This is a genomic window from Methylobrevis albus, assembly GCF_015904235.1.
GTDB classification, from domain to species: Bacteria; Pseudomonadota; Alphaproteobacteria; order Rhizobiales; family Pleomorphomonadaceae; genus Methylobrevis_A; species Methylobrevis_A albus.
This window is the reverse complement of sequence record NZ_JADZLT010000040.1, coordinates 19427-46116: the sequence shown is the minus strand read 5'-3', so window position 1 is coordinate 46116 and position 26690 is coordinate 19427. Positions and strand designations below refer to the sequence as shown.

Below are 26690 nucleotides of genomic sequence, written 5' to 3'. Positions count from 1 at the left end.
GTCGCGGCGACACGGTGCAGCCGACGCGCGAAGCCGGGCCTACGGCACGTGCGGATGGCGCATCGCGTCGCTGAGCGAGATGCGCCGGCTGGCGCCGTCCCAGAGCCGCTCGGTCGCCGCGGCGATCACCGCCTCGGCGAGCCCCATCATCGCCGCCATCGAATCCCAGCGCGACGGCACCAGCACCCGGGTCGCGACGAGATGGCGGGCGTGCCGGGCGATCGGCGACAGCCACTGGTCGGTGAACAGCACGATCGTCACGCCGCGCTCGGCCGCCTGCGCCGCAAAGCTCGCGAGATCGTCCTGGTAGCGGCGGATGTCGAAGACGACGAGCACGTCGCGCGTGCCCATGTCGAGCAGCTGGTCGCGCCAGTTCGCGGCCTGGCCGCCGATGTGGCTGACGCCGGGCCGCACCACCTTGAGATGCACCGCCATATATCGCGCCATCGCGTCCGAGAAGCGCCCGCCGAGGCAGTGCAGCGGCCGGCGTATGTCGGTCAGCGCGCCGACCACGGCGTCGAACTCGGCCGCCGGCACATGGCGGAACGTCTCGTTGATGTTCTCGACAAGGGCCGCGCGAAACCGGTCGAGCGGCGCCGAGGCCGCCGGGCCGGCCGCCTCGAACCGCGCCTTGGCGAGCGGCGACTGGCCCTGCTTGTCGAGCTCCTCGCGCAGCGACCGCTGGAAGTCCGGATAGCCGGAGAAGCCGAGCCGGGCGACGAAGCGCAGCACCGTGGGGGCGCTGACGTTGGCCCGCCGCGCGAGCTCGGCCACCGTCTCCAGCCCCGCGACGGGGTAGTTGGCGAGCAGCATGTGCGCCGCCTTGCGCTCGGTCGGCGTGAAGCGATCGAGTTCGGTGCGGATGCGTTCGGCGATGGTGAGGTCGTCCGTCATCGCTGCCCCGTCGCTCGCGACCGCGACGGCGCCGCGGCGGCACCCCCGTGCCTTCGGCGGCAGTCTGACGGGATTCCCGCCGAAGGCAAAGCCGCCTCGCCGGTAGCGGCCACTGCTCTTCCGCTCGTGCCGGCGTCGGCCTATCGACACGTTGACGGGATGGCGTGTTTCCCCGTGTTGCCCTCGCCGAACACGGTGCGGAATCTCGACCCTCCACCTTCGGCCCCGATGAAGCCCTCTCGGTCGTCATCGCCGGGCTCGACCCGGCGACCCAATGGCGGTGCGGCATCGTTTAAAACAAGCAATTGATCTGTAGACGTAATTTCATCGCGAACGCCAACCCGTTCCGGATGGCGAGTGGGTCACCGGCTCAAGGCCGGTGATGACGGAAGCGAGGCTGAGAAGCCCGACGTCCGCCGGAACTCGCAGAACCGGCAGCCGTGCCTAGCCGCCGACGCCACACCATCACGGCGATGTAACGTGAATTACACAATTTGACAAAAACCGGCCGATTGGCAATCCTGATACACGACAGGGCGCGACGCGCCGTTCGCCATCGCTCCGGGGGGAGATCGTCGGCATGACCGCAGCGTCGGATCCGCCTTACGCCATCGAAGGCAGCGACGCACCGAGCCGCTTCGTCATCGTCTGCGACCACGCCTCGAACCGGTTTCCCGCGCCCTGGGGCGAACTGGGGCTCGGCGAGGCGGAGCGGCGCGACCACATCGCCTGGGATCCCGGCGCGCTGCCGGTGAGCCGGTCGCTCGCGGCACGGCTCGGCGCGCCGGTGTTCCGCGGCACGATCTCGCGCCTCGTGCTCGACGTGAACCGGCCGGAAGAGTCGCCGACCCTGATCCCCGAAACCAGCGACAGCACCGCGATCCCCGGCAACCGTGCCCTCTCGGCGGACGAGCGCGCCCGGCGCATCGCCAACGTGCACGCACCCTATCACGCGGCGCTCGCCGCCCTGCTCGACCGCCGTGTCGCCGCGGCCGCGCCGGACGCCCCGCCGGCGCTGATCGCCGTGCACAGCTTCACGCCGGTGTTCAAGGGCACCCGCCGCGACTTCGACATCGGCATCCTGTTCGGCGCCGACGACCGGCTGGCCGCGCCGATGCTCACGGCGCTCGCCGGCGACATCCGCATCGACGTGCGCGCCAACGAGCCCTACAGCCCGGCCGACGGCGTCTACTACACCCTCGACCGCCACGGCACCGCGCGCGGGCTGGAGACGGTGATGATCGAGATCCGCAACGACCTGATCGCCGGCCCCGCCGAGGCCGACGCCTGGGCCGGGCGGCTGGCGCGGGCGCTCTCAGGCGCCGGCTGACGGTCGCACGAAGGCAGGGTGGATCGCTCCGCCCGACGAAATCCGCTCGCAAGAAGCGGCCGCAGCCGGGACGGCTGGGATGGGAGGCGTCGCCTCCGGAGGAAACGACAATGGCCAAGAACGAGGGAAGCGTTACCTACAAGCGCGCCGAAGCCGACTACTTCGCCCAGCGCGGTCTCAGCCGGTACGCCGGCATCTGGTCGCTCTGGGCGCTCGGCGTCGGCGCGGTCATCTCCGGCCACTTCTCGGGCTGGAACTTCGGCTTCGCCACCGGCGGCTGGGGCGGCATGCTGGTCGCCGCCGCGATCATCGCCGTGATGTATCTCGGCCTCACCTTCTCGATCGCCGAGATGAGCCCGGCGCTGCCGCACACCGGCGCCGCCTATTCATTCGCCCGCACCGCGATGGGTCCCTGGGGCGGTTTCATCACCGGCCTCTGCGAAAATGTCGAATACGTCATTACGCCGGCGGTGGTCGTCACCTTCATCACCGCCTACGTCAACGTGATCCTCGGCCTCGACGCCGCCTGGTCGCCGCTGGTCTGGATCGTGTTCTACGCGATCTTCCTCGCCCTCAACGTCTTCGGCCTCGAACTCTCGTTCAAGGTGACGCTGGTGGTGACGCTGATCTCGCTCGCCGTGCTGATCTTCTTCTGGGTGAGCGCGATCCCGGCGATGGACTTCAGCCGCTGGGCGCTCAACATCGGCGTCGGCCCGGACGGCGCGGCGGTCGAACTTCCCGAGGGCGGCGGCGACTTCTTCCCCTTCGGCATCTCCGGCGTGCTCGCCACCCTGCCCTTCGCCGTCTGGCTGTTCCTCGCCATCGAGCAGCTGCCGCTGGCGGCGGAAGAATCGGTCGACCCGAAGCGCGACATGCCGAAGGGCATCATGCTCGGCATGGTGACGCTGATCGTCTCGGCCTTCATGATCGTGCTGCTCAACCCGTCGGTGCCCGGCGTCGGCTCGTTCCACCTGTCGTCGTCGCTGGAACCGCTCCTCGACGGCTTCCGCGCCGTCTACGGCGACGGCGGCGTCGTGCTGCTCGGCATCGTCGCCCTCACCGGCCTGATCGCGAGCTTCCACACCATCCTGTTCGCGCAAGGGCGCCAGATCTACTCGCTGTCGCGCGCGGGCTACTTCCCGACCGCCCTCTCGAAGACCCACCCGACCCACCGCACCCCGGCGCGGGCGATGGTCACCGGCGCCATCGTGGGCCTCGGCGTCATGCTGGCGATCTGGTTCGCGCTCGGCGCCGAGCAGGGCGGCGCGACCATCGGCAGCGTGCTGCTCAACATGGCCGTGTTCGGGGCGATGTTCTCCTACATCCTGCAGGCGGTCTCGTTCATCCTGCTGCGGGTGAACCAGCCGCACATGGAGCGGCCCTATCGCTCGCCGCTCGGCATCCCCGGCGCCGTGCTCACCATCCTGATCGCGCTGGTGACGCTGTTCTACCAGGTGCAGGACCCGAACTTCACCAAGGGCGTGCTCTGGGTCGCCGTGTGGTTCGGGGTGGCGATCGTCTACTTCGCCCTCATCGGCCGCCACAAGCTGATCCTGTCGCCCGAAGAAGAGTTCGCGATCGAGCACGCCGGCGGCGCACCCCATCGCGTCGTCGCGAAGTAACGCCTAGAATGCACCGGCGCCGGGGCCGATCGAGGTCCCGGCGTCACGTTGCGTGACGGCAGCCGGAAGAAGCGGCCGCAGGACGCACGCGGGGAACCGCCGAACGACGAAGAAGGACATCATGCCCGGAAACCTGAGCCTTGCCGAACTGAAGAAGCTGGTCGCCGACGGATCGATCGACACGGTCGTGGTCGCGATGACCGACATGCAGGGCCGCCTCGCCGGCAAGCGCTTCCACGCCGAGCACTTCCTCGCCTCGGCGATCGAAGAGACGCACTGCTGCAACTACCTGCTCACCGTCGACATCGATATGGAGCCGGTGCCCGGCTACAAGGCGGCGAGCTGGGAGAAGGGCTACGGCGACTTCACCATCGTTCCCGACATGGCAACGCTCCGCAAGACGCCCTGGCTGCCCGGCACCGCGCTCGTGCTCTGCGACGTCACCGACCATCACCGCCATCCGATGCCGCACAGCCCGCGGCAGATCCTGAAGCGCCAGATCGACCGGCTGGCGGCCAAGGAAATGATGCCGTTCATGGCCTCGGAGCTGGAGTTCTATCTCTTCGAGGAGACCTACGGCTCCGCCGCCGCCAAGGGCTGGCGCGGCCTCGCCACCGCCAACGGCTACATCGAGGACTACGGCGTGCTGCCGACCACCAAGGTCGAGGGCGTGCTGCGCGCGATGCGCAACGGCCTGCACGGCGCCGGCATCACGGTGGAGAATTCCAAGGGCGAATGGGGCCTCGGCCAGGAGGAACTCAACGTCAAATACGCCGACGCGCTGACCATGGCCGACGACCACGCCGTCATGAAGACCGCGATGAAGGAAATCGCGATGGGCCAGGGCAAGGCCATCACCTTCATGGCGAAGTACGCCTATGAACAGGCCGGCAACTCGAGCCACGTGCACCAGAGCCTGTGGTCGCCGAAAGGCAAGCCGCTGTTCCTCGACAAGGACGCGCCGCACGGCATGTCGAAGCTGATGCGGCAGTACATGGCCGGGCTGCTGACCCACGCCCGCGAGATCACCCTGTTCCTCGCGCCCTACATCAACTCCTACAAGCGCTTCCAGGCCGGCACCTTCGCCCCCACCAAGGCGGTGTGGAGCCACGACAACCGCACGGCCGGCTTCCGCCTCGTCGGCGAGGGCTCGAAGGCGATCCGCGTCGAGTGCCGCATCGGCGGCGCCGACCTCAATCCCTACCTCGCCTTCGCCGCGATGCTCGCCGCCGGCCTCTCCGGCATCGAGCAGGGCCTCGACCTCGAGGACGCCTTCACCGGCGACGCCTACGGCAAGACCGGCATCCGCGAGATCCCGAAGACCCTGCGCGAGGCGATCGAGACCGCCCGCACCTCCGAAATGCTCGCCGACGCCTTCGGCCCCGAGGTGGTGGAGCACTACATCCACGCCGCCGAATGGGAGCAGCTCGAGTACGACCGCCGGGTGACGGACTGGGAGCTGAAGCGCGGGTTCGAGCGGTACTGAAAGACATGAATCCCGGCGCGCCGCAGCGGTCTGCGGCGCGCCGACCGATGGAGCCAAGTCCAATGGGACGTCTCGCAGGCCAGAGTGCGCTCTCGAGCGCCATCGCCCGCACCAAGGCCTGGAAGGAAGCCTCCAGGTTGAAGGCGCGGCGCGACCGGCTGGCGTGGTTCTATACCGCCCCGGCCCACCTGCTGCCCGCCTCCCGGCGGCGGATCGCCCTCCTGTGGCTGATCGCGAAGGAAGAGGGCGGCGTCATGCGGGTCGGCTACAAGAAGCAACCGCCGGTGACACCGACGATGAAGGACCTGATCCGGCGCGGCGACATCGAACTGAAGCGCGGGCTTCAGCTGCCGAGCGGGTGGTTCTTCCAGTACCAGACAATTCTCCGCCTCACCGACCAGGGCAAGGCGCTCCTCGCCGGCTCCGAGGTTTCGAGGGCGGACCGCGACTACATCCTCCGCTGTCTTTGGAGCGGAAGCCTGCCCTAGACGCCTGCAATTTCGCCCGCAGCCATCAATGATGGCCGGCAGTTCCAGTCAGAGATCAAAGACATGACCGTGCAGAAGATCATTTCCCCCGTCGACGGCTCGGTCTACGCCGAGCGCCCCGTCGCCACCCCGCGTGAAGTGTCGGCGACCTTCGCCGCCGCGCGCGATGCGCAGAAGGCGTGGGCGGCGACGCCGCTCGACGTGCGCATCGCCTATTGCCTGAAGGCGCTCGACGCGCTGCTCGCCATGCGCGCCGAGATCGCGACGGAACTGACCTGGCAGATGGGCCGGCCGATCCGCTACACGCCGTTCGAGCTCAACGGCGTCGAGGTGCGCACCAAGCACATGGCGAAGATCGCCGCGGCGAGCCTCGCCCCGCTCGACAGCGGCCTCGAGAACGGCGACAGCGGCGCGCACCGCTGGATCAGCTTCGAGCCGGTCGGCACCGTCTTCGTCGTCGCGCCGTGGAACTATCCCTACCTCACCACGGTCAACTCGGTGATGCCGGCGCTGATGGCGGGCAACGTCGTCGTGCTGAAGCAGTCCGACCAGACGCTGCTGGTCGCCGAGCGCTTCCAGCAGGCCTTCGACGCGGCCGGCCTGCCGGCCGGCGTGTTCCAGCACATCGTCATGACGCACGACCAGACCGCCGAGGTGATTTCCAGCCGCCTCGTCGATCTCGTCGCCTTCACCGGCTCGGTCGCCGGCGGCGAGGCGATGGAGCGCGCCGCGGTGGGGAAATTCCTCCCCATCAACCTCGAGCTCGGCGGCAAGGACCCGGCCTACGTCCGTCCCGACGCCAAGCTGCAGTTCGCGATCGAGAACATCGCCGACGGCGCCTTCTTCAACTCCGGCCAGTGCTGCTGCGGCATCGAGCGGCTCTACGTGCACGAGGCGGTCTACGACGACTTCGTCGGCGGCTTCACCGAGTTCACCAAGTCCTACGTGCTCGGCGACCCGACCGACCAGGCGACGACGCTGGGCCCGCTCGCCCGCGCCCGCCAGGCCGCCTTCGTGCGCGAGCAGATCGACGCGGCGCTCCGCGCCGGCGCGACCGCGCACCTCGACCCGAAGTCCTTCGCCGCCGACAAGCCCGGCACGCCCTATCTCGCGCCGCAGGTGCTGACCGGCGTCAACCACCAGATGTCGATCATGACCGAGGAGAGCTTCGGCCCGGTCGTCGGCATCATGAAGGTGCGCGACGACGAGGAGGCGCTGCAGCTGATGAACGACAGCCGCTACGGCCTCACCGCCTCGCTCTGGACCGAGGACCTCGACGCCGCGACCGCGATTGGCGCGCGGATCGAGACCGGCACCGTCTTCACCAACCGCTGCGACTACCTCGACCCGGCCCTCACCTGGACCGGCGTCAAGGACACCGGCCGCGGCGCCTCCCTCTCCCCCCTCGGCTTCCACGCGCTGACCCGGCCAAAGAGCTGGTACATGCGCAAGGCGCCGGTGTGAGGGGCTCCAGCTAGACCCGCACCGCCGCGGCCCCCTCCCTGTCCCTCCCCCGCTTCGCAGGAGAGGGGACGCAGGAGGATAGGGCGCCGTTCTCAAGTTCGCCTCGGTCCGGCGCAGCTTTCGTTTTGTGAAAGCCCCCTCGCCCAGCGTCCCCTCTCCTGCGAAGCGGGGGAGGGACAGGGAGGGGGGAGGCCCCGCGGCACAATCCCATCCTCCATCCGACGAGGTCCCCATGACCACCCGTGCCAACTGGAACTACCCCACCGCCATCCGCTTTGGCGCCGGCCGCATCGCCGAGCTCGCCGATGCCTGCAACGCCGCCGGCATCAAGCGGCCGCTGTTCGTCACCGATCCCGGCCTCGCCGGCCTGCCGATGACGCTGGCGGCGGTCGAGAGCCTGAAGGAGGCCGGGCTCAAGACCGAGGTCTTCGCCGAGGTGAAGGGCAACCCGGTCGAGAGCAACGTCTACGCCGGCATCGAGGTGCTGAAGCTCGGCGACCACGACGGCGTCGTCGCCTTCGGCGGCGGCTCGGCGCTCGACGTCGGCAAGACCATCGCCTTCATGGCCGGCCAGACCCGGCCGATGTGGGACTTCGAGGACGTCGGCGACTGGTGGACCCGCGCCGACCCGACCGGCATCGCCCCGATCGTCGCCGTGCCGACCACCGCCGGCACCGGATCCGAGGTGGGCCGCGCGAGCGTCATCACCAACGAGGCGAGCCATACCAAGAAGGTGATCTTCCACCCGCTGATGATGCCGAAGGTGGTGATCGAGGATCCCGAGCTCAGCACCGGCCTGCCGGCGAGCCTCACCGCCTGGACCGGCATGGACGCCCTCGCCCACTGCATCGAGGCCTACTGCGCCCCCGGCTTCCACCCGATGGCCGAAGGCGTCGCCGTCGAGGGCGTGCGGCTCGTGAAGGAATTCCTGCCGACGGCGGTGAAGACCGGCGGCGATCTCGAGGCGCGCGGCGCCATGCTGGTGGCGGCATCCGCCGGCGCCACCGCCTTTCAGAAGGGCCTCGGCGGCATCCACGCGCTGTCGCACCCGGTCGGCGCGCTGTACGACACCCACCACGGCCTGACCAACGCCGTGTTCATGCCCTACGTCCTCGTCTTCAACCGCCCGGCGATCGAGGCGAAGGTCGCCCGCCTCGCCGGCTACCTCGGCCTCGAGCCGAGCTTCGACGCCTTCCTCGCGTGGATCCTCGCGCTCCGGGCCGACATCGGGATTCCCGAGACGCTGGCGGGGCTGAAGGTGGACGACGCGCGCCTCGACGAGATCGCGGCGATGGCAGTGGTCGACCCGACCGCGGGCGGCAATCCGGTGCCGCTGACGGAAGACGGGGTGAAGACGATCTTCCGGGCGGCGCTGGCGGGGCAAGTCTGAGGGCTGCGAGAGGGGTCTTGCCGTGGGAAGCCCCCTCCCTGTCCCTCCCCCGCTTCGCAGGAGAGGGGACGATGGGCGATAGGGCTTTCGCAAAACGACGGTCACGCCGGACCGAAGCGCTGATGAGGTGAACGCTCTTTCCTCCTGCGTCCCCTCTCCTGCGAAGCGGGGGAGGGACAGGGAGGGGGGAGGCAACACGGCACCCCCCTCACCGCGCCAGCCCGAACACCCCCGCCACATCCATGTGCGCCTCGAGATGCGCCGCGAGCTCGTCGAGCGCTGTCTCCACCGCCGCGCCGTAGCCCACCTCCGCCCGCCCGCCGAGCCGCGCCAGCCAGGCGCCGCGCTGGACGTCGTCGGTGAACAGGCCGTGCAGGTAGGTGCCAACGATGCGCCCGTCCGTCGACACCGCCCCGTCCGGCCCGCCCCCGTCGATCACCGCGAACGGCCGCGCCGCATCCGGCCCCGTCGTCCGGCCGACGTGCATCTCGTAGCCGGACAGCGGCGCGTCGTCGGCAAGGCTGCGCCCGGTCACCTTCGTCAGCGTCTTCTCCCCCGTCATCACCGTCTCGACGTCGAGCAGGCCCAGCCCCGCGACCATTGAGGGCGGTCCCTCGATGCCGTCCGGGTCGGCAATGCGGCAGCCGAGCATCTGGAAGCCGCCGCAGACGCCGAGCACCCGGCCGCCGCGGCGGATGTGCGCGGCAAGGTCGATGTCCCAGCCCTCGCGGCGGACATCGGCGAGGTCGGCGATGGTGGCCTTCGAGCCCGGCAGGATGACGAGGTCGGCGGGGGGGATCGGCTGGCCGCGGCGGACGAACACGAGGTCCACCGCCGGCTCCATGGCGAGGGCGTCGAAGTCGTCGAAATTGGCGATCCGCGCAAACTGCGGCACCGCGACGAGGAGCCGCCCTGCCCCGGCGCGGCCGGCCGGCCGCTCCAGCGCCATCGCGTCTTCCGCCGGCAGCCGCACCGCCCCGGCGAAATGCGGCACGAGGCCGAGCGCGCGCCAGCCGGTGCGCCCGGCGACGATGCGCATGCCGTCGTCGAAGAGGCTGGGGTCGCCGCGGAAGCGGTTGACGATGAACCCCTCGATCATCGCGGCGTCGGCCGGGTCGAGCACCGCCTGGGTGCCGACGAGGCTGGCGATGACGCCGCCGCGGTCGATGTCGCCGAGCAGCACCACCGGCACGTCGGCGGCGCGGGCAAAGCCCATGTTGGCGATGTCGTTGCGGCGGAGGTTGACCTCCGAGGCGCTGCCCGCCCCCTCGACGATGACGAGGTCGGTGTCTGCCTTCAGAATGCCGAAGCTCTCCAGCACCGCCGGCAGCAGGCTCGCCTTGAAGTCCTGATAGGCGCGGGCGCCGCTGTTGCCGATGCGCCGGCCCTGCACGATCACCTGCGCGCCAACCTCGCTCTGCGGCTTCAGCAGCACCGGGTTCATGTGCACCGACAGCGGCAGGCCGGCGGCGCGCGCCTGCAGCGCCTGCGCCCGGCCGATCTCGCCGCCGTCGTCGGTGACGGCGGCGTTGTTCGACATGTTCTGCGCCTTGAACGGGGCGACCCTCAGGCCCCGCCGCACCGCCGCCCGGCAGAGCCCCGCCACGATCAGCGACTTGCCGACGTCGGAACCGGTTCCCTGGATCATCACGGCGCGGGCGGGCATGCGGTCTCCGGGGCTGGTTGGTCGGGCGAGGAATAGGACATTCAGCGCCGCAGCGCACGGGGCACCGTCGCCGCGGGGGTGCAGTGCGGCAGACGCCGCACTCCAACATGGACGCCGCCGCCCTCAGGCGATAGGAACGGCGCAGCCGAAACCCGGAGCCGCCGATGCCCTCCTTCGCCGTGCGCTATTTCGAGATCGCCGCCCGCCGTTCGCCGCTCTGTGTCGGGATCGACCCGGGGGCGGAGGCGCTGGAGCGCTGGAACCTGCCCGTCTCCGCCGAAGGCGCGCGAGAGTTCGGCTTGCGCCTCGTCGAGGCGACCGGCGACCACGTCGGCGTCTTCAAGCCGCAGGTCGCCTTCTTCGAGCGCTTCGGTCCGAAGGGCTTCGTGGCCCTCGCCGACGTGATGGCGGCGATCCAGGCCGCCGGCGCCCTCTGCCTGTCGGACTGCAAGCGCCTCGACATCGACCACACGCTGGTCGCCTACGCCGACGCCTGGCTCGGCGAGGAGGCGGGCTTCCCGAGCGACGCGATCACGGTAGGCGCCTATACCGGCGCCGGGGCGCTGCGCCCGGTCGTCACCCGCGCCGCCGAGCACGAGGCGGGCCTCTTCGTGCTGGTGCGCTCGTCGAACCCGCACGGCACCGGCCTGCAGACCGCGCGCCACGCCGACGGCCGCACCGTCGCCGAGGAACTCGCCGACGAGATCACCGCGTTCAACCGCGAGATCTCCGGCGAGGCGACGGGCCCGATCGGCGCCGTGGTCGGCGCGACGGCGGACGACGTGCTGTCGATCCTCGATCGCCTGCCGCAGAGCCTGATCCTCGCGCCCGGCGTCGGCGCCCAGGGCGCCACCATCGCCGACATCGCCCGCCGCTTCGGCCCGCACGCCCGCCGGACCCTCCCCGCCGTCTCGCGCGGTGTACACGGCGCCGGCCCCAACGCCGCGGCGCTGGTCGAAGCGGTGCTGAAGCTCTCCGACGAAGCCGCGCGGCTTCTCGACTGATCCCCCGAGGCCGACCGCGCCCCCGTCCCGGAGGCGCCGGCCCGTGCACGAAGACCGAATTTCCGATGGCCGCTCCTCCTCTCCTGTTCCTGCGCGACGTGAAGCTCACCTTCGGCGCGACGCCGCTGCTCACCGCGGCGTCGCTCAGCGTCGGCTTCGGCGACCGCATCACGCTGGTCGGCCGCAACGGCTCGGGCAAGTCGACGCTGCTGAAGATCGCCGGCGGCGAGATCGAGGCCGACGGCGGCGAGATCTTCGTGCAGCCGGGCGCCACCGTGCGCTACCTGCCGCAGGAGCCGGACCTCTCCGCCTATGCCTCGACGCTCGCCTATGTCGAGGCCGGCCTCGGACCCGGCGACGACCCCTACCGCGCCACCTACCTGCTCGAATGCCTCGGCCTCACCGGCACCGAGACGCCGGCGAGCCTGTCGGGCGGCGAGGCGCGGCGCGCGGCACTCGCCCGGGTGCTCGCCCCCGAGCCCGACATCCTGCTGCTTGACGAGCCGACCAACCACCTCGACCTGCCGGCGATCGAATGGCTGGAAGGTGAGCTCAAGTCACTGCGGTCGGCGCTGGTGCTGATCTCGCACGACCGGCGCTTCCTGCAGAACCTCTCGCGCACCACCGTCTGGCTCGACCGCGGCATCACCCGCACCCTCGGCCGCGGCTTCTTGCATTTCGAGGCCTGGCGCGACCAGGTGTTCGAGGAGGAGGAGCGCGACCAGCAGAAGCTCGACAAGAAGATCCAGGCGGAAGAGCACTGGATGCGCTACGGCGTCACCGCCCGGCGCAAGCGCAACGTCCGCCGCGTCGACCTGCTCGCCGACCTGCGCCGCGCCAAGCGCGAGCACCGGGGGCCGACCGGCGCCGTGAAGCTCGCCGCCAGCGAGGCCGACACCTCGTCGAAGCTGGTCGCGGAGGCAAAACGCGTCTCCAAGCGCTTCGGCGACCGCAGCATCGTCGAGGATTTCTCGATCCGCATCGGCCGCGGCGACCGCGTCGGCATCGTCGGCCCGAACGGCGCCGGCAAGACGACGCTCTTGAAGCTGCTCACCGGCGAACTCGAGCCCGACGCGGGCACCATCCGCCGCGGCGAGACGCTGGACATGCAGGTGCTCGACCAGCGCCGCGCCAGCCTCGATCCGGCGTGGACGCTGTCCGAGGCGCTGACCGACGGCAAGGGCGACAGCGTCGTCATCAACGGGCAGTCGAAGCACGTCATCGGCTACATGAAGGACTTCCTGTTTTCACCCGAGCAGGCGCGCACCCCGATCGGCGCATTGTCCGGCGGCGAGCGCGGCCGGGTGATGCTGGCGCGGGCGCTGGCGAAGCCCTCCAATCTGCTCGTGCTCGACGAACCGACCAACGACCTCGACCTCGAGACGCTCGACCTGCTCGAAGAACTGCTCTCCGACTACACCGGCACCGTGCTGCTGGTCAGCCACGACCGCGACTTCCTCGACCGCGTCGCGACCTCGGTGATCATGAGCGAGGGTGACGGGCACTGGACCGAATACGCCGGCGGCTATTCCGACATGGTCGCCCAGCGCGGCGCCGGCGTCGCGGCCCGGGCCCTGGCGGCGGCCGAGGCGAAGCCGGCACCGGCGACGTCAAGGCCCGCCGAGCGCGCCGAAACGCGCGCAAAACTCACCTTCAAGGACAAGCACGCCCTCGAAACCCTGCCGAAGACCATCGCCGCGCTGGAGGCGAAGATCGCCGCCGAGCGCAAGCGGCTCGACGATCCGGGCCTCTACGGCCGCGATCCCGCCGCCTTCGAGAAGGCGGTCGCCGCGCTCGGCAAGCTCGCCGAGGACCTCGCGGCGGCCGAGGAGGAATGGCTGCGGCTGGAGATGCTGCGGGAAGAACTCGGCGGCTGACGACGGAGTTGCACCCGGACACTCATAGGCGCCACCTATAGTATTCTTGCTGACTTGCGATCACCCGACAGGCATTGCCAAGCAGAGGAGTGGGAATATCACCCTCAACCGAAAATTAATGGGAACGGCTCATGGTCTGGGCAAGACCGCAAGGCAACAATAGGAAACGCCCGGATGCTTTCGATGTTCCGCAGTAACAATGCCGAGGCGAAAGTCATTGAGAAGCCCGATGCCGAACGCTTCGCCGAGATCGCCGCAGCGCACAAGACGGCCACCGAGGCATTGCAACGCCAGGTCGAAACGCTCACGTCGGGATCGCAGGCGAGCCTGAAGCACGCGGTCGATACCTCGGTCAACATCTCCGAATTGCTGTGCCTGATGGCATGGTCGAGCGGCAACGTGCACAACCTCAGCGGTGAAACCGTCGCGGTGTCCGCCGCGATCGAGGAAGTCGCGAAGTCGATCGAGAACATCGCCGACCTTTCGGGCCGGGCGCAGGGCCAGTCGGCGGAGGCGCACGCCATCGTCGAAGCGGGCGCGGCGCGCGCCATGTCGGCCGGCCGGGCGATGCAGGACATCGCCGAGGCCTTCACCGGGCTCGACCGCCAGATGCACCAGCTCGGCGGCGCGATCGAGAGCATCGGCGGCTTTGCCAAGCAGATCGAGAGCATCTCGAGCCAGACCAAGCTGCTCGCCCTCAACGCCACGATCGAAGCGGCCCGCGCCGGCGAAGCCGGCCGCGGCTTTGCCGTGGTCGCCGCCGAAGTGAAGGCACTTTCTGAAGAAACCTCGCGCACGACCGAATTGATCCGCGGCCAGCTCACCGGCCTTGCCGACGTCATGCAGGGCATGCTGCACGCGATGTCGATCGGCGGCACCAAGGTGCGCGACGGCCGCGAGACCTTCGACGTCGTCGCCACCGACATGGCCAGCATCCGCGACTGCGTCAGCGACGTGAACGCCTCGATCGGCGCCATCGCGGGCATGCTCGGCGACCAGCAGTCGGCGACCGAGGCGATGGCGAAGAGCATGTCGGAAATCGCCCGGCTCGCCGGCCAGAACGAGACCGACGTCAAGGCTTCCTCCGAGCTGATCATCAAGACCGACGCCATCACCGGCAAGCTGATCGATGCCGCCGGCGAGGCAGGGGTCGCCCGCTATGCCGAGCGCCGCCTGCGCGCCGACCACATGGCCTGGAAGCGCCGCCTCGCCGAATGCCTTGTCGGGCTGAAGCCGATCGAGCTGACCGCGTTCTCGGCGCGCGTCGAGCCGCTCGGCCCGCACTTCGCGACCATCACCGATCCGGCCGTCCGCCGCCTCTCGGTCAAGGCCGACAAGGCCGCCGCCGAAGCCCTGCGCATGGTGAAGGAGGTCGCCGCCGGCCGGATGAACGTCGCCATCGAAGCCTACATGGCGATGGACGGCGCCTCGGGCGAGATCATGGCCGCCCTCGCGGACCTCGAACGCGCGAACTGACGGAAAGGCCGGACGGCGGCCTTTCCCGTTTCTGCCCCAATCCGGCGCTAGGGACGGCGACCCGCATCGGTCGTGCCTTCGCAAGGCGCGACCGCGAAGGAGCCAGCATGACCCCGAGCCGACGCCGCGTCCTCGCCGCCTTCCTCGCCGCCCCAGGCCTGCCCTTCGCCGGGCGGGCGCTCGCGGCGCCGCCGCCGTTGCTCGCGGCAACCCCCGCCTGTGCCGACGACGACGATCCGACCCCGGCGCAGACCGAGGGTCCCTACTTCACGCCGGACAGCCCGCCGAAGCGAGATTTCGCCGCCGACGCCCCCGGCGGCGAGCGCATGACCATCGCCGGCTTCGTGCTCGACCGCGACTGCCGTCCCGTTGCCGAAGCGCTGATCGAACTCTGGCACGCCGACCCGGCCGGAGAATACGACAACACCGGCTATCGCCTGCGCGGCCACCAGTTCAGCGACGCCGAGGGCCGCTGGTGGTTCGACACCGTGGTGCCCGGCCTCTACCCCGGCCGCACCCGCCACTTCCACGTCAAGGTGCAGCGCCGCGGCGGGCGGGTGCTCACCACCCAGCTGTATTTTCCGGGCGAGCCGGACAACGCCGCCGACGGCATCTACGACGCCGCGTTGCTGATGCAGGTCGACAGTTCGCCCGACGGGCGTTTCGGACGCTATGATTTCGTGCTGGGCTGACGCCCGTCAGCCGAATCGCCCCCGGACGACGTTCCCCGGGTCACGCCCTGTCCGGCTCCGCCGTTGAGGCCCGTCCGGCTGCGCCGTTAAGGATTGTCCGCCTTGCTCCCGAGCGCCTCCTCTTTCCTCGCCGGCCTCGGCCGGGTCGTGCCCGCCCACCGGCTCGCCGGCGCGCTGGCGGTGCTGATGCTGCTGGTCGTCCCGCTGCTCGCCCCCGCCGCCGCCCAGACCGCCGAGGTCCCGCCGGCGGCGACGACCACCGCCGATCCGCTCGGCGGCCGCGAGGCCGCGGCGGCGCTGATCGAGGTCCTCGGCGACGACCGCGCCCGGGCGGCGCTGATCGAGGAACTGCGCCGGCTCGCCGCCACCCCGGCCGAACCCGCCGCGACGACATCCGGCACGGCGCCGGCGGCGACGTCGACCACCCCGTCGCCCGCGCCCGGCGCCCCCGGCACCGAGACCGCACCGGCGACGCCCGCCGCGCCGACCGCCATTCCGCCGCTGCTGGAATCGACCCTCGCCGTCGAGCTCGGCGAGTACACGCGCGAGACCGCCGCCGAGATCGCCGGCATCGGCGGGCGCACCATGCGCGCCCTCGGCAATCTCGGCCGCCTGGTCGACGGCTCGCTGCAACTCGACTGGCAGCGCATCGGCGCCGTGGCGCAGGTGCTGGCGAGCGTCGCGGCCGTGGTCGTCGCCGTCTTCGTCATCGGCCGGCTCGGCTCCGGCGCCCTGATCGGCATGCTCGACCGCCGCGCCGCGCGCCGCGGCATCGTCGGGCGCGCGATCCTCGCGGTGATCGCGGTCTTCGCCGACTGGCTGCCGGTGCTGCTTGCCTGGACCGCCGGCAACGCCGTCGCCGTCTCGCTGTCCGACACCGGCCGGATGGACATCGCCGCGAGCCTGTTTCTCAACACCTTCGGGCTGGTCCAGCTGGTACGCCTGCTCGTCCGCGGCGTGCTGCGGCCGAAGCACGCCGCGCTGCGTTTCCTGCCGATGGCCTCCAGCACGGCGGCGTTCTGGGCCTTCCACATCGGCCTGCTGGTGAGCTTCTTCGGCTACGGCGTGTTCTTCCTGGTGCCGGTGTTCAACTACAACGTCGCCTACAGTGTCAGCATCGGCCTGCGCGTCGCGGTGGTGGTGATCTCGCTGATCTGGGCGGTGACGCTGATCTGGCGCAACCGGGTCCGGGTGCGCGGCGGGCTGGTGCGGGCCGCCGGTCGGCTGCAGGGCCGGATGATCGCCACGCTGCTCGCGGCGCTCTCGGGCATCTGGCACGTGCTGGCGATCGGATATCTCGTCACCGCTTTCGTCGTCTGGGTCGCGCGCCCCGCCGACGCGCTCGAGTTCATGATGCGGGCGACGCTCTGGACCCTCGGCGCGATCGCCGTCGGCGGCCTCGTCTCGCGGCTCCTCACCCGCGGCATCGCCAACGGCGTGCCCGTGCCGCTGGAACTGCGCACCGCGCTGCCGCTGTTCGAGAAGCGGCTCAACCTGTTCGTGCCGACCTTCCTGCAGATCGTCCGGCTGATCGTCGCCCTCTGCGTCATGGCGGTGGTGCTGCAGGCGTGGTCGCTGGTCGACGTCGCCGGCTGGCTCGGCAGCGAGTCCGGCGTCACCTTCCTGCAACGGCTGATCTCGGCCGGCATCATCGTGCTGGTGATGATCGCGATCTGGCTCGCCGCCATGTCGTGGATCGAGTACCGGCTCAATCCGAACGGCCGCAAGGTGCCGACGCCGCGCGTGCGCACGCTGCTGTCGCTGTTCCGCAACGCCTTCACCATCCTGCTCTCGGTGATCGCGCTGATGCTGACGCTGTCGGAACTCGGCGTCGACATCGCCCCGCTGATCGCCGGTGCCGGTGTCGTCGGCCTCGCCGTCGGTTTCGGCTCGCAGAAGCTGGTGCAGGACATCATCACCGGGGCGTTCATCCAGTTCGAAAACGCGATGAACGAGGGCGACGTCGTCGAGGTCGCCGGCATCTCCGGCGTCGTCGAGCATCTCACCATCCGCTCGGTCGGCCTGCGCGACGTCAACGGCATCTACCACGTGGTGCCGTTCTCCTCGGTCGATTCCGTCTCCAACTCGACCCGCGGCTTCGCCTTCCACGTCGCCGACATCTCGGTCGCCTACAAGGAGAACATCGGCGAGGTGAAGCGCGCGATGCAGATCGCCTTCGACCGCCTGATGGAGACCGATCACGCCGCCAGCATCCTCGAGCCGCTCGAGACCCAGGGCGTCACCATGTTCGCCGAGTCGGGCGTCACGGTGCGCGCCCGCATCAAGACCACCGCCGGCCAGCAATGGGCGGTCGGGCGGGCCTATAGCGAGCTCCTGAAGGCGGTGTTCGACGAGAACCACATCGAGATGCCGTTCCCGCAGCGCACGCTCTGGTTCGCCAACCCGCAGGACGGCGCCACCCCCGACCAGCCCGGCTTGCCGCCCGGCCAACGACCGCCGGCGCCCGCGAGCGAACGCGCACGGCGCGAAGCCGCCCGGGCCCAGGCCGATCCGGAGCCGGCCGACCGCCGCCCGCCGTCGGAAACCCTCGATGTGCCCGACAGCGACGAGGGTCCGAACCGCTAGGACAAATCCCCGCGCGGGCGCGCGAAACGGCAGCGGCGTGACACGATGGCGGTGTCCACCACCGGCGGCGGGCTTGACGGCGCGGGCCGAAGGCGGTTGAAGCAGGGCGCGCCAGCCCGCCGACGTCCGGACCGCAAAGCGGCCCGTAAGATCGGCGAACGAGAACAGCAACAGGAAGGCCCGGGATTGCTGCAGCCATTCGACGAGAAGAGCGGCGGCGAGCAGGGCGCGCAGGGCACGCTTCGACCTCCCGGGCCGCGTCGGCGCGCCTGGATGGGATATCTCGGTCCGGCCTTCGCCGCGGTGCTGATCACCTACGCGGCGATCGTGCTGTGGAACATGGCGCAGAAGGTCAGCCCGGGCGCGGTCGCGAACGCGATCGAGGCGGTGCCGATGTGGCGCGTCGCCCTCGCCTTCGCCCTGACGGCGGTCAGCGTCACCGCGCTCGCCGCCTATGACGTCTGCGCCGTCCTGACGATCCGCACCCGCAAGCCGATCGACCTGCGCTATGCGGCGCTGGTCGGCGGCATTTCCAACGTCTTTGCCAACGGCCTTGGCTTCCCGCTCGTCACCGGCGGCGCCGCGCGCTACCGGCTCTATTCGATGCAGGGGCACGACTTTTCCGTCGTCGGCCGCATCTTCGTGCTGACCTGGGTGACGATGTGGTCGGGCCTCGTGTTCCTGCTCGGCGTCGCGCTCGCCTTCCAGCCGGTCGGCGAGCCGGCGGTCTTCTTCAGCCAGACCGCCGACCGCGTCGCCGGCGTCACCCTCGTCGTGCTGCTGTTCACCACGATCCTCTGGGTCGGCCGCAAGCGCCGCGCCGTCCGGCTCGGCGGCTGGACCGTGCGGCTGCCCTCGACGCCGGTGCTGTTCGGCATGGTCGCCGCCGGCGGCATCGACCTCTTCGCCTCCGCCGCGACGCTCTACGTGCTGCTGCCGCCAGATGTCACGCCGAGTCTCGCGATCTACGTCCTCACCTTCATCGCCGCGGTGCTGTTCGGCAACGCCGCGAGCACGCCGGGTGGCCTCGGCGTGTTCGAGGCGACGCTGGTGACCGGCCTCGGCATCGACGAGCGCCCGGACGTCGCCGCGGCGCTGATCCTGTTCCGGCTGATCTACTTCGTGGTACCGCTCGCCTTCGCCCTCGCGGCGATGGCGGTGGTCGAATGGCGGCACCGCCGGGGGCTCCGCCGCGCCGGGCTCGCCGGGACCGATGGGAAGACAGACGCATGACCTTCCGCCTGACCAACGCCGCCCGCCGCCTGCCGGACACCCTGCAATGATCCCCTCGCCCGCCGATCCCTCTGCCCGCGCCTTTACCTACAGCGCCTACCGCTACTACTGGTACTCGCGCGTGCTCGCGACCTTCGCCGTCCAGGTGATCTCGGTCTCGATCGGCTGGATGGTCTACGACATCACCCGCGACCCGCTGTCGCTCGGCCTCGTCGGCCTGGTGCAGTTCGTGCCGGCGCTCGTCCTCGTCCTCGTCACCGGCTCGGTCGCCGACCGCTACAGCCGGCGCAAGATCATGATGATCTGCCTCGCCGTCGAAGCCGCGGCGACCGTGGCCCTGCTGCTGCTGTCCTGGAGCCACGTCGACGCGGTCTGGCCGATCTACGCCGCGCTGCTCGTCATCGGCATCGGCCGCGCCTTCTTCGGGCCGGCGATGCAGGCGTTGGTGCCCAATCTTGTGCCGACGGTGGCGCTGCCGAGCGCCATCGCGCTCAACACCTCGTCCTGGCAGCTCGCCACCATCATCGGCCCGGTCATGGGCGGCCTGCTCTACGGCATTCACGCCGAGGTCGCCTTCGGCACCGCCTTCTTCATGTTCACCGCCGCCATCGGCTGCGTGCTGATGATCCCGCGCCAGCCGCGCCGCACCGGCCAGGAGCCGGCGAGCTGGGAGACCGTCGTCGCCGGCTTCAAATACGTCCGCAACACCCGCATCGTGCTCGGCGCCATCTCGCTCGATCTCTTCGCCGTGCTGCTCGGCGGCGCCACCGCGCTGATGCCGATCTTCGCGCGCGACATCCTCGACGTCGGGCCGCTCGGCCTCGGCCTGCTGCGCGCCGGCCCCGGCATCGGCGCCATCGCCGTCGCGCTCTACCTCGCCTGGCGGCCGATCCAGTCGGCGGCCGGCATCTGGATGTTCCTCGGCGTCGCGGTGTTCGGCGCGGCCACCATCGCCTTCGGCATCTCGGTGACGCCGTGGTTCTCGATCGCCATGCTGGTGCTGATGGGCGCCGCCGACATGATCAGCGTCTATGTCCGCGAAACGCTGATCCAGCTCGCCACCCCCGACGAGGTGCGCGGCCGGGTCAACGCGGTCAACATGGTGTTCGTCGGCGCGTCCAACGAGCTCGGCGAATTCCGCGCCGGACTGTCGGCGGCGTTCATGGGCACCGTGCCGGCCGTCGTGATCGGCGGCGTCGGCACCCTGCTCGTCGCCGGCCTGTGGGCGAAATGGTTCCCGGAACTGCGCCGCGCCGAGCGCCTCGACGGGCGCTGAGCCGGCGCAGCGATTTTCCCGTCGCCGCGCTGCAACAAAAGCGCAGCCATCGCCGTTGTGAGCGTGGACGCGGCAGGCGTCCGGCGGAGGCGGGGTGTTATGCGATGCTCGACAGGACGACCATGACCGGGGAAATCGTCGCCGGCGACTCGGCGGTTCTCGGTGCCAACTGGACCGGTGAAGGCACCAATTTCGCACTGTTCTCGGCCCACGCCGAACGCGTCGAACTCTGCCTCTTCGACAAGGCCGGCAACGAGACCGCCCGGGTCGACCTGCCGGAGGTGACCGACGAGATCTGGCACGGCTTCATGCCCGGCGTCGCGCCCGGCACCCGCTACGGCTACCGCGTGCACGGCCCCTACGACCCCGAGCGCGGCCACCGCTTCAATCCCAACAAGCTGCTGCTCGACCCCTACGCGAAGGCGATCGACGGCGACGTCAAATGGTCGCCCGCCGTCTTCGGCTACGACATGGACGCGGAGGAGAAGGACCTCTCCTTCTCGACCCTCGACAGCGCCGCGGTGATGCCGAAGGGCGTCGTCATCGACGACGCCGGCTACGACTGGTCGGGCGTCGAGGCGCCGCGCATCCCCTGGGGCCGCACGGTCTTCTACGAGACCCACGTCGCGGGCATGACCAAGCTGCACCCGGCGATCCCGGAGCACCTGCGCGGCACCTTCGAGGGCATGGGCTCGAAGCCGATCGTCGATTACATCAAGAGCCTCGGCATCACCTCGGTCGAGCTGCTCCCCGTGCACGCCTTCCCGGACGATTCGCTGCTGCTCGACCGCGGCCTGCGCAACTACTGGGGCTATAATACCCTCGGCTTCTTCTCGCTCGCCCAGCGCTATTTCGGCCCGCGCGGCACCGACGGCTTCCGCGACATGGTGCGCGCCTTCCACGACGCCGGCATCGAGGTGATCCTCGACGTGGTCTACAACCACACCGCCGAAGGCAACGAGCTTGGCCCGACCCTGTCGTTCAAGGGCATCGACAACTTCAGCTACTACCGCACGATGCCGGACGAGCCGCGCTACTACATCAACGACACCGGCACCGGCAACACGGTCAACACCTCGCACCCGCGCGTGCTGCAGCTCGTCATGGACAGCCTGCGCTACTGGGTGACCGACATGCACGTCGACGGCTTCCGCTTCGACCTCGGCACCATCCTCGGCCGCGAGCCGCACGGCTTCGACCAGCGCGGCGGCTATTTCGACGCCATGGGCCAGGATCCGACGCTGGCGAAGATCAAGCTGATCGGCGAGCCGTGGGACATCGGCCCCGGCGGCTACCAGGTCGGCGGTTTCCCGCCCGGCTGGGCGGAATGGAACGACAAGTACCGCGACACCGTGCGCGACTACTGGCGCGGCGAGGAAGGCATTATGGGCGACTTCGCGGCCCGGGTGACCGGCTCCGGCGACGTCTACGACTTCCGCTCGCGCCGCCCTTGGGCCGGCGTCAACTTCATCACCGCCCACGACGGCTTCACCCTCGCCGACGTCGTCTCCTACAACGAGAAGCACAACGAGGCGAACGGCGAGGACAACAACGACGGCCACGACCACAACCGCAGCTGCAACTACGGCGTCGAGGGCCCGACCGACGACGAGGGCATCAAGGCGGTGCGCGCGCGCCAGCAGCGCAACCTGCTCGCGACCCTGCTGCTGTCGCACGGCACGCCGATGATCCTCGCCGGCGACGAGTTCGGCAACAGCCAGGGCGGCAACAACAACGGCTACTGCCAGGACAACGAGATCACCTGGTTCGACTGGGAGGGGATCACCGAGGAGGGCCACGCGCTCACCGCGTTCACCCGCCGCCTGCTCGAACTCCGTCGTGACCAGCCGATCCTGCGCCGCGAGAATTTCCGCGACGGCCTGATCGTCACCTGGCTCAACCCCGGCGGCGGCGAGCAGACGCCCGAGCAATGGGCCGACGCCGGCGCCAACTCGATCGCGCTCCGCCTCGTGCGCCCGGACGGCGGCGCGGACGGCGGCGCGGACGGCGAATGGGACGACGTCATCATCGCCTTCAACGCCCACGACGGCCCGGTGTCCTTCGTGTTGCCCGAGCGCGAGGGCCGCAGCTGGACCGCGGTGATCGACACCGACACCCCGGACGGCCCCGCGCTGGAGTGCGCCGGCGGCGAGGAGCCGGTGGAGCTCGCGGCCCGGTCGCTGGTGCTGTTCGTGTGAGGAAATAGCGGCCGAGGTATCTTGGGCGGGGCGGCGGCCAGCGCGCGTGGCCGGCGACCAGCGCGCGCGCGGCCGGCGACCAGTGCGCGCACGGCCGGCGCCCCACCTAAAAGCCCCTCGGTCGTCATTGCCGGGCTTCACCCGGCAACCTACTCGCCTCGCAGATCGGCGACACAGGTGGTTGATCCACCTGCATTCTTCCCGATTGACCGCGAGGCTATTGGGTCGCCGGGTCAAGCCCGGCGATGACGAAAGGAGAGGTTGGAGACCCCGCAACGAGCTGCCGAAGAAGCGCCTCGACGCCATGACGCCTTCCGCGTCTGCCCTTTGCCAACGCCGCGCAAATCGCACCAGCGTGGTTCGACCTGCACCAATCCAGCGTCAACAGCCCCCTTGCCGCCCCGCCTCACGTCTTGTTCTTGCCGCCCATCATGTTGTCGAGGAAGCCGAGCAGCAGCGCGGAGACGACGAAGGAGAGATGGATGCCGGTGAGCACCGCGATCTTCCAGTTGTCGTATTGCTGGGCATTCAGGAACACCTGCAGCAAGTGGATCGACGAGATCGCGACGATCGACGAGGCGACCTTGATCTTCAGGCTGCCGGCGTCGAGCTTGCCGAGCCAGGCGAGTTCGCCGTCGTTGACGTCGAAGCGGCTGACGAAGTTCTCGTAGCCGGCGATCATCACCATCACGACGAGGCTCGCCACCAGAGCGGCGTCGATCAGGCCGAGCATGGCGAGAATCATCTCGCCCTCGCTGTAGGCGAAGATGTTCGCGCCGACCTTGAACAGCTTGGCCATGAAAGCGACGGCGTAGATCGCGAGCGAGATCGCGAGGCCGAGATAGAACGCGACCAGCAGCCAGCGGCTGCCGAGGATGATCCGTTCGATGACGAGTTCCAGCGGCTTCATGCCGACGTCTCCAGTTGCTGCACCGCACTCCTATGCCGCGACGATGACAGAATGTCGACGGGCGCGGTGACGCGGGGATGGGGGATGGGGAGCTCGGCGGCGCGTCAACACATCCCTCCCCCTTGTGGGGCTGCGAAGCAGGCGAGGAGACCCGTGGCTCCGAAGCAGGGGTGGCCCCGCGCAGCGGGGTCGGGAGGGGTAGCGGCGGTGCCGCGAATGCAGCGCCGGCGCTTTCATTTGCGGAGGGGCCGTTACCCCTCCCGACCCGGCTTCGCCGGGCCACCCCTGCTTCGGAGCCACGGGTCTCCTCGCCTGCTCCGCAGCCCCACAATGGGGAGGGATAATTCCCCGCCACGCTCACCCCACCAGGAACGCCTCCCGCTCTGCCCGCACCCGCTCGCTGACGTGCTCGATCACCGCCGCGACGCGCCGGGTTTCCCGCGTGTCGGGGTGCGAGATCAGCCAGTAGCTGCGGCGGAAGCGGATCTCGGGGACGAGGCGGACGAGTTCGGGATGCCGGGCGGCGGCGTAGTCGTGCAGGATGCCGATGCCGACCCCGGCCCGCACTGCCTCGACCTGCCCGACCACGCTGCCGCATTCGAAGCGGCGGCCGGTGAGCCGGCCGAGCGCCGCGGCATAGTCGAGGGCGCGGCTGTAGACGAGATCCTCGACTTGCGTCACGAACAGCCGGCCGGCGAGATCCGCCTCGCCGCGGATCGGCGGCGTTGCGGCAAGATAGTCGGCCGAGGCGTAGACGCTGAGGCTGTAGTCGGTGAGCTTCTTCACCATCAGACGCCCGCTGGTCGGCCGGTCGAGGGTGATCACCACATCGGCCTCGCGCCGGGAGAGAGAAAAGGTGCGCGGCAGCGGCACCAGTTGCACCAGGAGGTCCGGATGCCGCGCCGCCAGCTTGCCGAGTTCGGCGGCGAGGAAATAGTTGCCGAGGCCGTCCGGCGCGCCGATGCGCACGGTGCCGTCGATGCCCGCCGTGGTGCCGGCGAGGGCTGCGCCCGCCTTCAGGAACTCCGATTCCGCCCGTTCGGCCGCCGTGAGCAGCGTCTCGCCGGCCGGCGTCAGCGTGCAGCCGGTGGTGTGGCGCTCGACGAGCTTCGCCTTCATCGCCTCTTCGAGCCGGTCGAGCCGGCGGGCGACGGTGGCGTGGTTGAGCCCCAGCCGCCGCGCGGCGCCGAGGATCTGCCCGGTGCGGGCGACGGCAAGAAAGATGCGGGCGTCATCCCAGTCCATGCGGCCAATCCATGCGGCGGCTTCAATTCCCGCACAACGGTGCCGCGAGGGTGCCCGTTGCTGTGCGCGTTGTCGAGGGTGATAAAGCCCCATGCAATGACGGCGCGGCAATCGCGCATCCGGGAGGACGCATCATGGCGAAGGACATCCACCACTTCATCGGCGGCAAGCTGGTGGCGGGCAGCAGCAGCCGCAGCGCCCCGGTGTTCAATCCCGCGACCGGCGAGCAGAGCGGCACCGTGGTGCTCGCCTCCGGCGACGACGTGCGCACCGCCGTCGCCGCGGCGAAGGCCGCCGCCCCCGGCTGGGCGCAGACGACGCCGCTGCGCCGCGCCCGCATCCTCAACAAGTTCCTTCACATCCTCGAAGAGCGCACCGAGGAGCTCGCCGCGGCGATCACCGCCGAGCACGGCAAGGTGCTCTCGGATGCCAAGGGCGAAGTGCAGCGCGGCATGGAGGTGGTCGAGTTCGCCACCGCCGCGCCGCAGCTGCTGAAGGGCGAAATCACCGAGAACGTCGGCACCCGCGTCGACAGCCACTCGATGCGCCAGCCGCTCGGCATCGTCGCCGGCATCACCCCGTTCAACTTCCCGGCCATGGTGCCGATGTGGATGTTCCCGGTGGCGCTCGCCTGCGGCAACTGCTTCATCCTGAAGCCGTCCGAGCGCGATCCCTCCGCCTCGCTGCTGATCGCCGCCTGGCTGCAGGAAGCCGGCCTGCCGGACGGCGTGTTCAACGTCGTGCACGGCGACAAGGAGGCGGTCGACGCGCTGCTGCACGATCCGGACATCGCCGCGATCAGCTTCGTCGGCTCCACCCCGATCGCCCGCTACATCTATTCGACCGCCACCAGCAACGGAAAGCGCTGCCAGGCGCTCGGCGGCGCCAAGAACCACATGATCGTGATGCCCGACGCCGACCTCGACCAGGCCGTCGACGCGCTGATGGGCGCCGCCTACGGCTCGGCCGGCGAGCGCTGCATGGCGATCTCCGTCGCCGTCCCGGTCGGCGACAGGACCGCCGACGCGCTGATCGCCAAGCTCGAGCCGAAGATCCGCGCCCTGAAAGTGGGCCCCGGCACCGATCCGGAGGCCGAGATGGGCCCGCTCGTCACCCGCCAGCACCGCGACAAGGTGTCGGGCTACGTCGACAAGGGCGTCGCCGAGGGCGCGACGCTCGTCGTCGACGGCCGCGGCCTCAAGCTGCAGGGCTACGAGGACGGCTATTTCATCGGCGGCACGCTGTTCGACAACGTCACCACCGACATGACGATCTACAAGGAAGAGATCTTCGGCCCGGTGCTCGCCGTCGCCCGCGCCCCCGACTACGCCACCGCCGCGCGCTGGATCAACGAGCACGAGTTCGGCAACGGCACCGCGATCTTCACCCGCGACGGCGACGCCGCGCGCGAATTCGCGCACGACATCCAGGTCGGCATGGTCGGCATCAACGTGCCGATCCCGGTGCCGATGGCGTTCCACTCGTTCGGCGGCTGGAAGGCCTCGCTGTTCGGCGACCACCACATGCACGGGCCGGAGGGCGTGCGCTTCTACACGCGCCTCAAGACCATCACGACGCGCTGGCCGACCGGCATTCGCGCCGGCGCGGACTTTGCGATGCCGACGATGAAGTGAGGGGGTGGGGGGGATCGTGCCGTGCGGCCTTCCCCCCTCCCTGTCCCTCCCCCGCTTCGCAGGAGAGGGGACGATGGGGGATAGATCTTTCGTCAAACTGAGGTTTCGCCGAACCGAAGCGCTGTTGATATAGGCGCCCTAACCTCCTGCGTCCCCTCTCCTGCAAAGCGGGGGAGGGACAGGGAGGGGGGAGGCCCCACGGCACGGCCCCCACCAAAA

Annotated in this window: 19 protein-coding genes; 15 read left to right on the top strand and 4 right to left on the bottom strand. The window is 70.0% G+C overall.

What is annotated here, in order from left to right; all coding sequences use genetic code 11:
* Positions 1–39: 39 nt before the first annotated feature.
* Positions 40–894, bottom strand: coding sequence for a MurR/RpiR family transcriptional regulator (locus I5731_RS02320; RefSeq protein ID WP_197309750.1), 855 nt, complete (start codon positions 892–894; stop codon positions 40–42).
* A 580-nt stretch (positions 895–1474) separates the two neighbouring features.
* Here I5731_RS02320 and I5731_RS02315 point away from each other — a divergent pair.
* From I5731_RS02315 to I5731_RS02290, 6 genes are all read left to right on the top strand, one after another.
* The gene (locus tag I5731_RS02315) at positions 1475–2224 is read left to right on the top strand and encodes an N-formylglutamate amidohydrolase (RefSeq protein ID WP_197309749.1); all 750 of its coding nucleotides are present in this window, start codon (positions 1475–1477) and stop codon (positions 2222–2224) included.
* Between the two features lie 110 nt (positions 2225–2334).
* Entirely contained in the window at positions 2335–3846 is a 1512-nt protein-coding gene (locus I5731_RS02310) for an amino acid permease (RefSeq protein ID WP_197309748.1), read from the top strand.
* A gap of 121 nt (positions 3847–3967) precedes the next feature.
* The gene (locus I5731_RS02305) at positions 3968–5332 is read left to right on the top strand and encodes a glutamine synthetase family protein (protein WP_197309747.1); all 1365 of its coding nucleotides are present in this window, start codon (positions 3968–3970) and stop codon (positions 5330–5332) included.
* A 62-nt stretch (positions 5333–5394) separates the two neighbouring features.
* Entirely contained in the window at positions 5395–5820 is a 426-nt protein-coding gene (locus tag I5731_RS02300; protein ID WP_197309746.1) for a hypothetical protein, read from the top strand.
* A gap of 63 nt (positions 5821–5883) precedes the next feature.
* Positions 5884–7284, top strand: a complete 1401-nt coding sequence (locus tag I5731_RS02295) for an aldehyde dehydrogenase family protein (RefSeq protein WP_197309745.1) — start codon at positions 5884–5886, stop codon at positions 7282–7284.
* 232 nt (positions 7285–7516) lie between these two features.
* Entirely contained in the window at positions 7517–8674 is a 1158-nt protein-coding gene (locus I5731_RS02290; protein ID WP_197309744.1) for an iron-containing alcohol dehydrogenase, read from the top strand.
* 208 nt (positions 8675–8882) lie between these two features.
* Here I5731_RS02290 and I5731_RS02285 read toward each other — a convergent pair whose 3' ends face one another.
* Complete coding sequence (locus tag I5731_RS02285; protein ID WP_197309743.1) at positions 8883–10340, bottom strand: cobyric acid synthase; 1458 nt, start codon at positions 10338–10340, stop codon at positions 8883–8885.
* Positions 10341–10504: 164 nt separating this feature from the next.
* On the opposite strand from I5731_RS02285, the gene pyrF reads away from it, so the two are divergent.
* From pyrF to glgX, 8 genes are all read left to right on the top strand, one after another.
* On the top strand, positions 10505–11344 hold the full coding sequence (gene pyrF / locus I5731_RS02280) for an orotidine-5'-phosphate decarboxylase (protein ID WP_197309742.1): 840 nt from the start codon (positions 10505–10507) through the stop codon (positions 11342–11344).
* A gap of 65 nt (positions 11345–11409) precedes the next feature.
* Positions 11410–13221, top strand: coding sequence for an ABC-F family ATP-binding cassette domain-containing protein (locus tag I5731_RS02275; RefSeq protein WP_197309741.1), 1812 nt, complete (start codon positions 11410–11412; stop codon positions 13219–13221).
* A 183-nt stretch (positions 13222–13404) separates the two neighbouring features.
* Entirely contained in the window at positions 13405–14697 is a 1293-nt protein-coding gene (locus I5731_RS02270) for a methyl-accepting chemotaxis protein (protein ID WP_197309740.1), read from the top strand.
* A 107-nt stretch (positions 14698–14804) separates the two neighbouring features.
* Positions 14805–15389 (top strand): dioxygenase family protein, encoded by a 585-nt coding sequence (locus I5731_RS02265; protein WP_197309739.1) that lies wholly within the window; start codon positions 14805–14807, stop codon positions 15387–15389.
* Between the two features lie 102 nt (positions 15390–15491).
* Positions 15492–17975 (top strand): mechanosensitive ion channel domain-containing protein, encoded by a 2484-nt coding sequence (locus tag I5731_RS02260; RefSeq protein WP_197309738.1) that lies wholly within the window; start codon positions 15492–15494, stop codon positions 17973–17975.
* A gap of 273 nt (positions 17976–18248) precedes the next feature.
* Positions 18249–19208 carry a putative bifunctional lysylphosphatidylglycerol flippase/synthetase gene (locus tag I5731_RS02255; RefSeq protein WP_197309737.1) on the top strand — a complete coding sequence of 320 codons (960 nt, stop codon included), beginning with the start codon at positions 18249–18251 and terminating at the stop codon, positions 19206–19208.
* Positions 19209–19254: 46 nt separating this feature from the next.
* Entirely contained in the window at positions 19255–20484 is a 1230-nt protein-coding gene (locus I5731_RS02250; protein WP_197309736.1) for an MFS transporter, read from the top strand.
* 104 nt (positions 20485–20588) lie between these two features.
* Positions 20589–22682 (top strand): glycogen debranching protein GlgX, encoded by a 2094-nt coding sequence (gene glgX, locus I5731_RS02245; protein ID WP_197309735.1) that lies wholly within the window; start codon positions 20589–20591, stop codon positions 22680–22682.
* Positions 22683–23088: 406 nt separating this feature from the next.
* Here the strand turns inward: glgX and I5731_RS02240 are convergent, their stop codons facing one another.
* Entirely contained in the window at positions 23089–23592 is a 504-nt protein-coding gene (locus I5731_RS02240) for a TIGR00645 family protein (RefSeq protein WP_197309734.1), read from the bottom strand.
* A gap of 357 nt (positions 23593–23949) precedes the next feature.
* Positions 23950–24837 (bottom strand): LysR family transcriptional regulator, encoded by an 888-nt coding sequence (locus I5731_RS02235; RefSeq protein ID WP_197309733.1) that lies wholly within the window; start codon positions 24835–24837, stop codon positions 23950–23952.
* Positions 24838–24971: 134 nt separating this feature from the next.
* Here I5731_RS02235 and I5731_RS02230 point away from each other — a divergent pair, with 134 nt between their 5' ends.
* Entirely contained in the window at positions 24972–26471 is a 1500-nt protein-coding gene (locus I5731_RS02230) for a CoA-acylating methylmalonate-semialdehyde dehydrogenase (RefSeq protein ID WP_197309732.1), read from the top strand.
* The last annotated feature ends 219 nt before the right edge of the window (positions 26472–26690 follow it).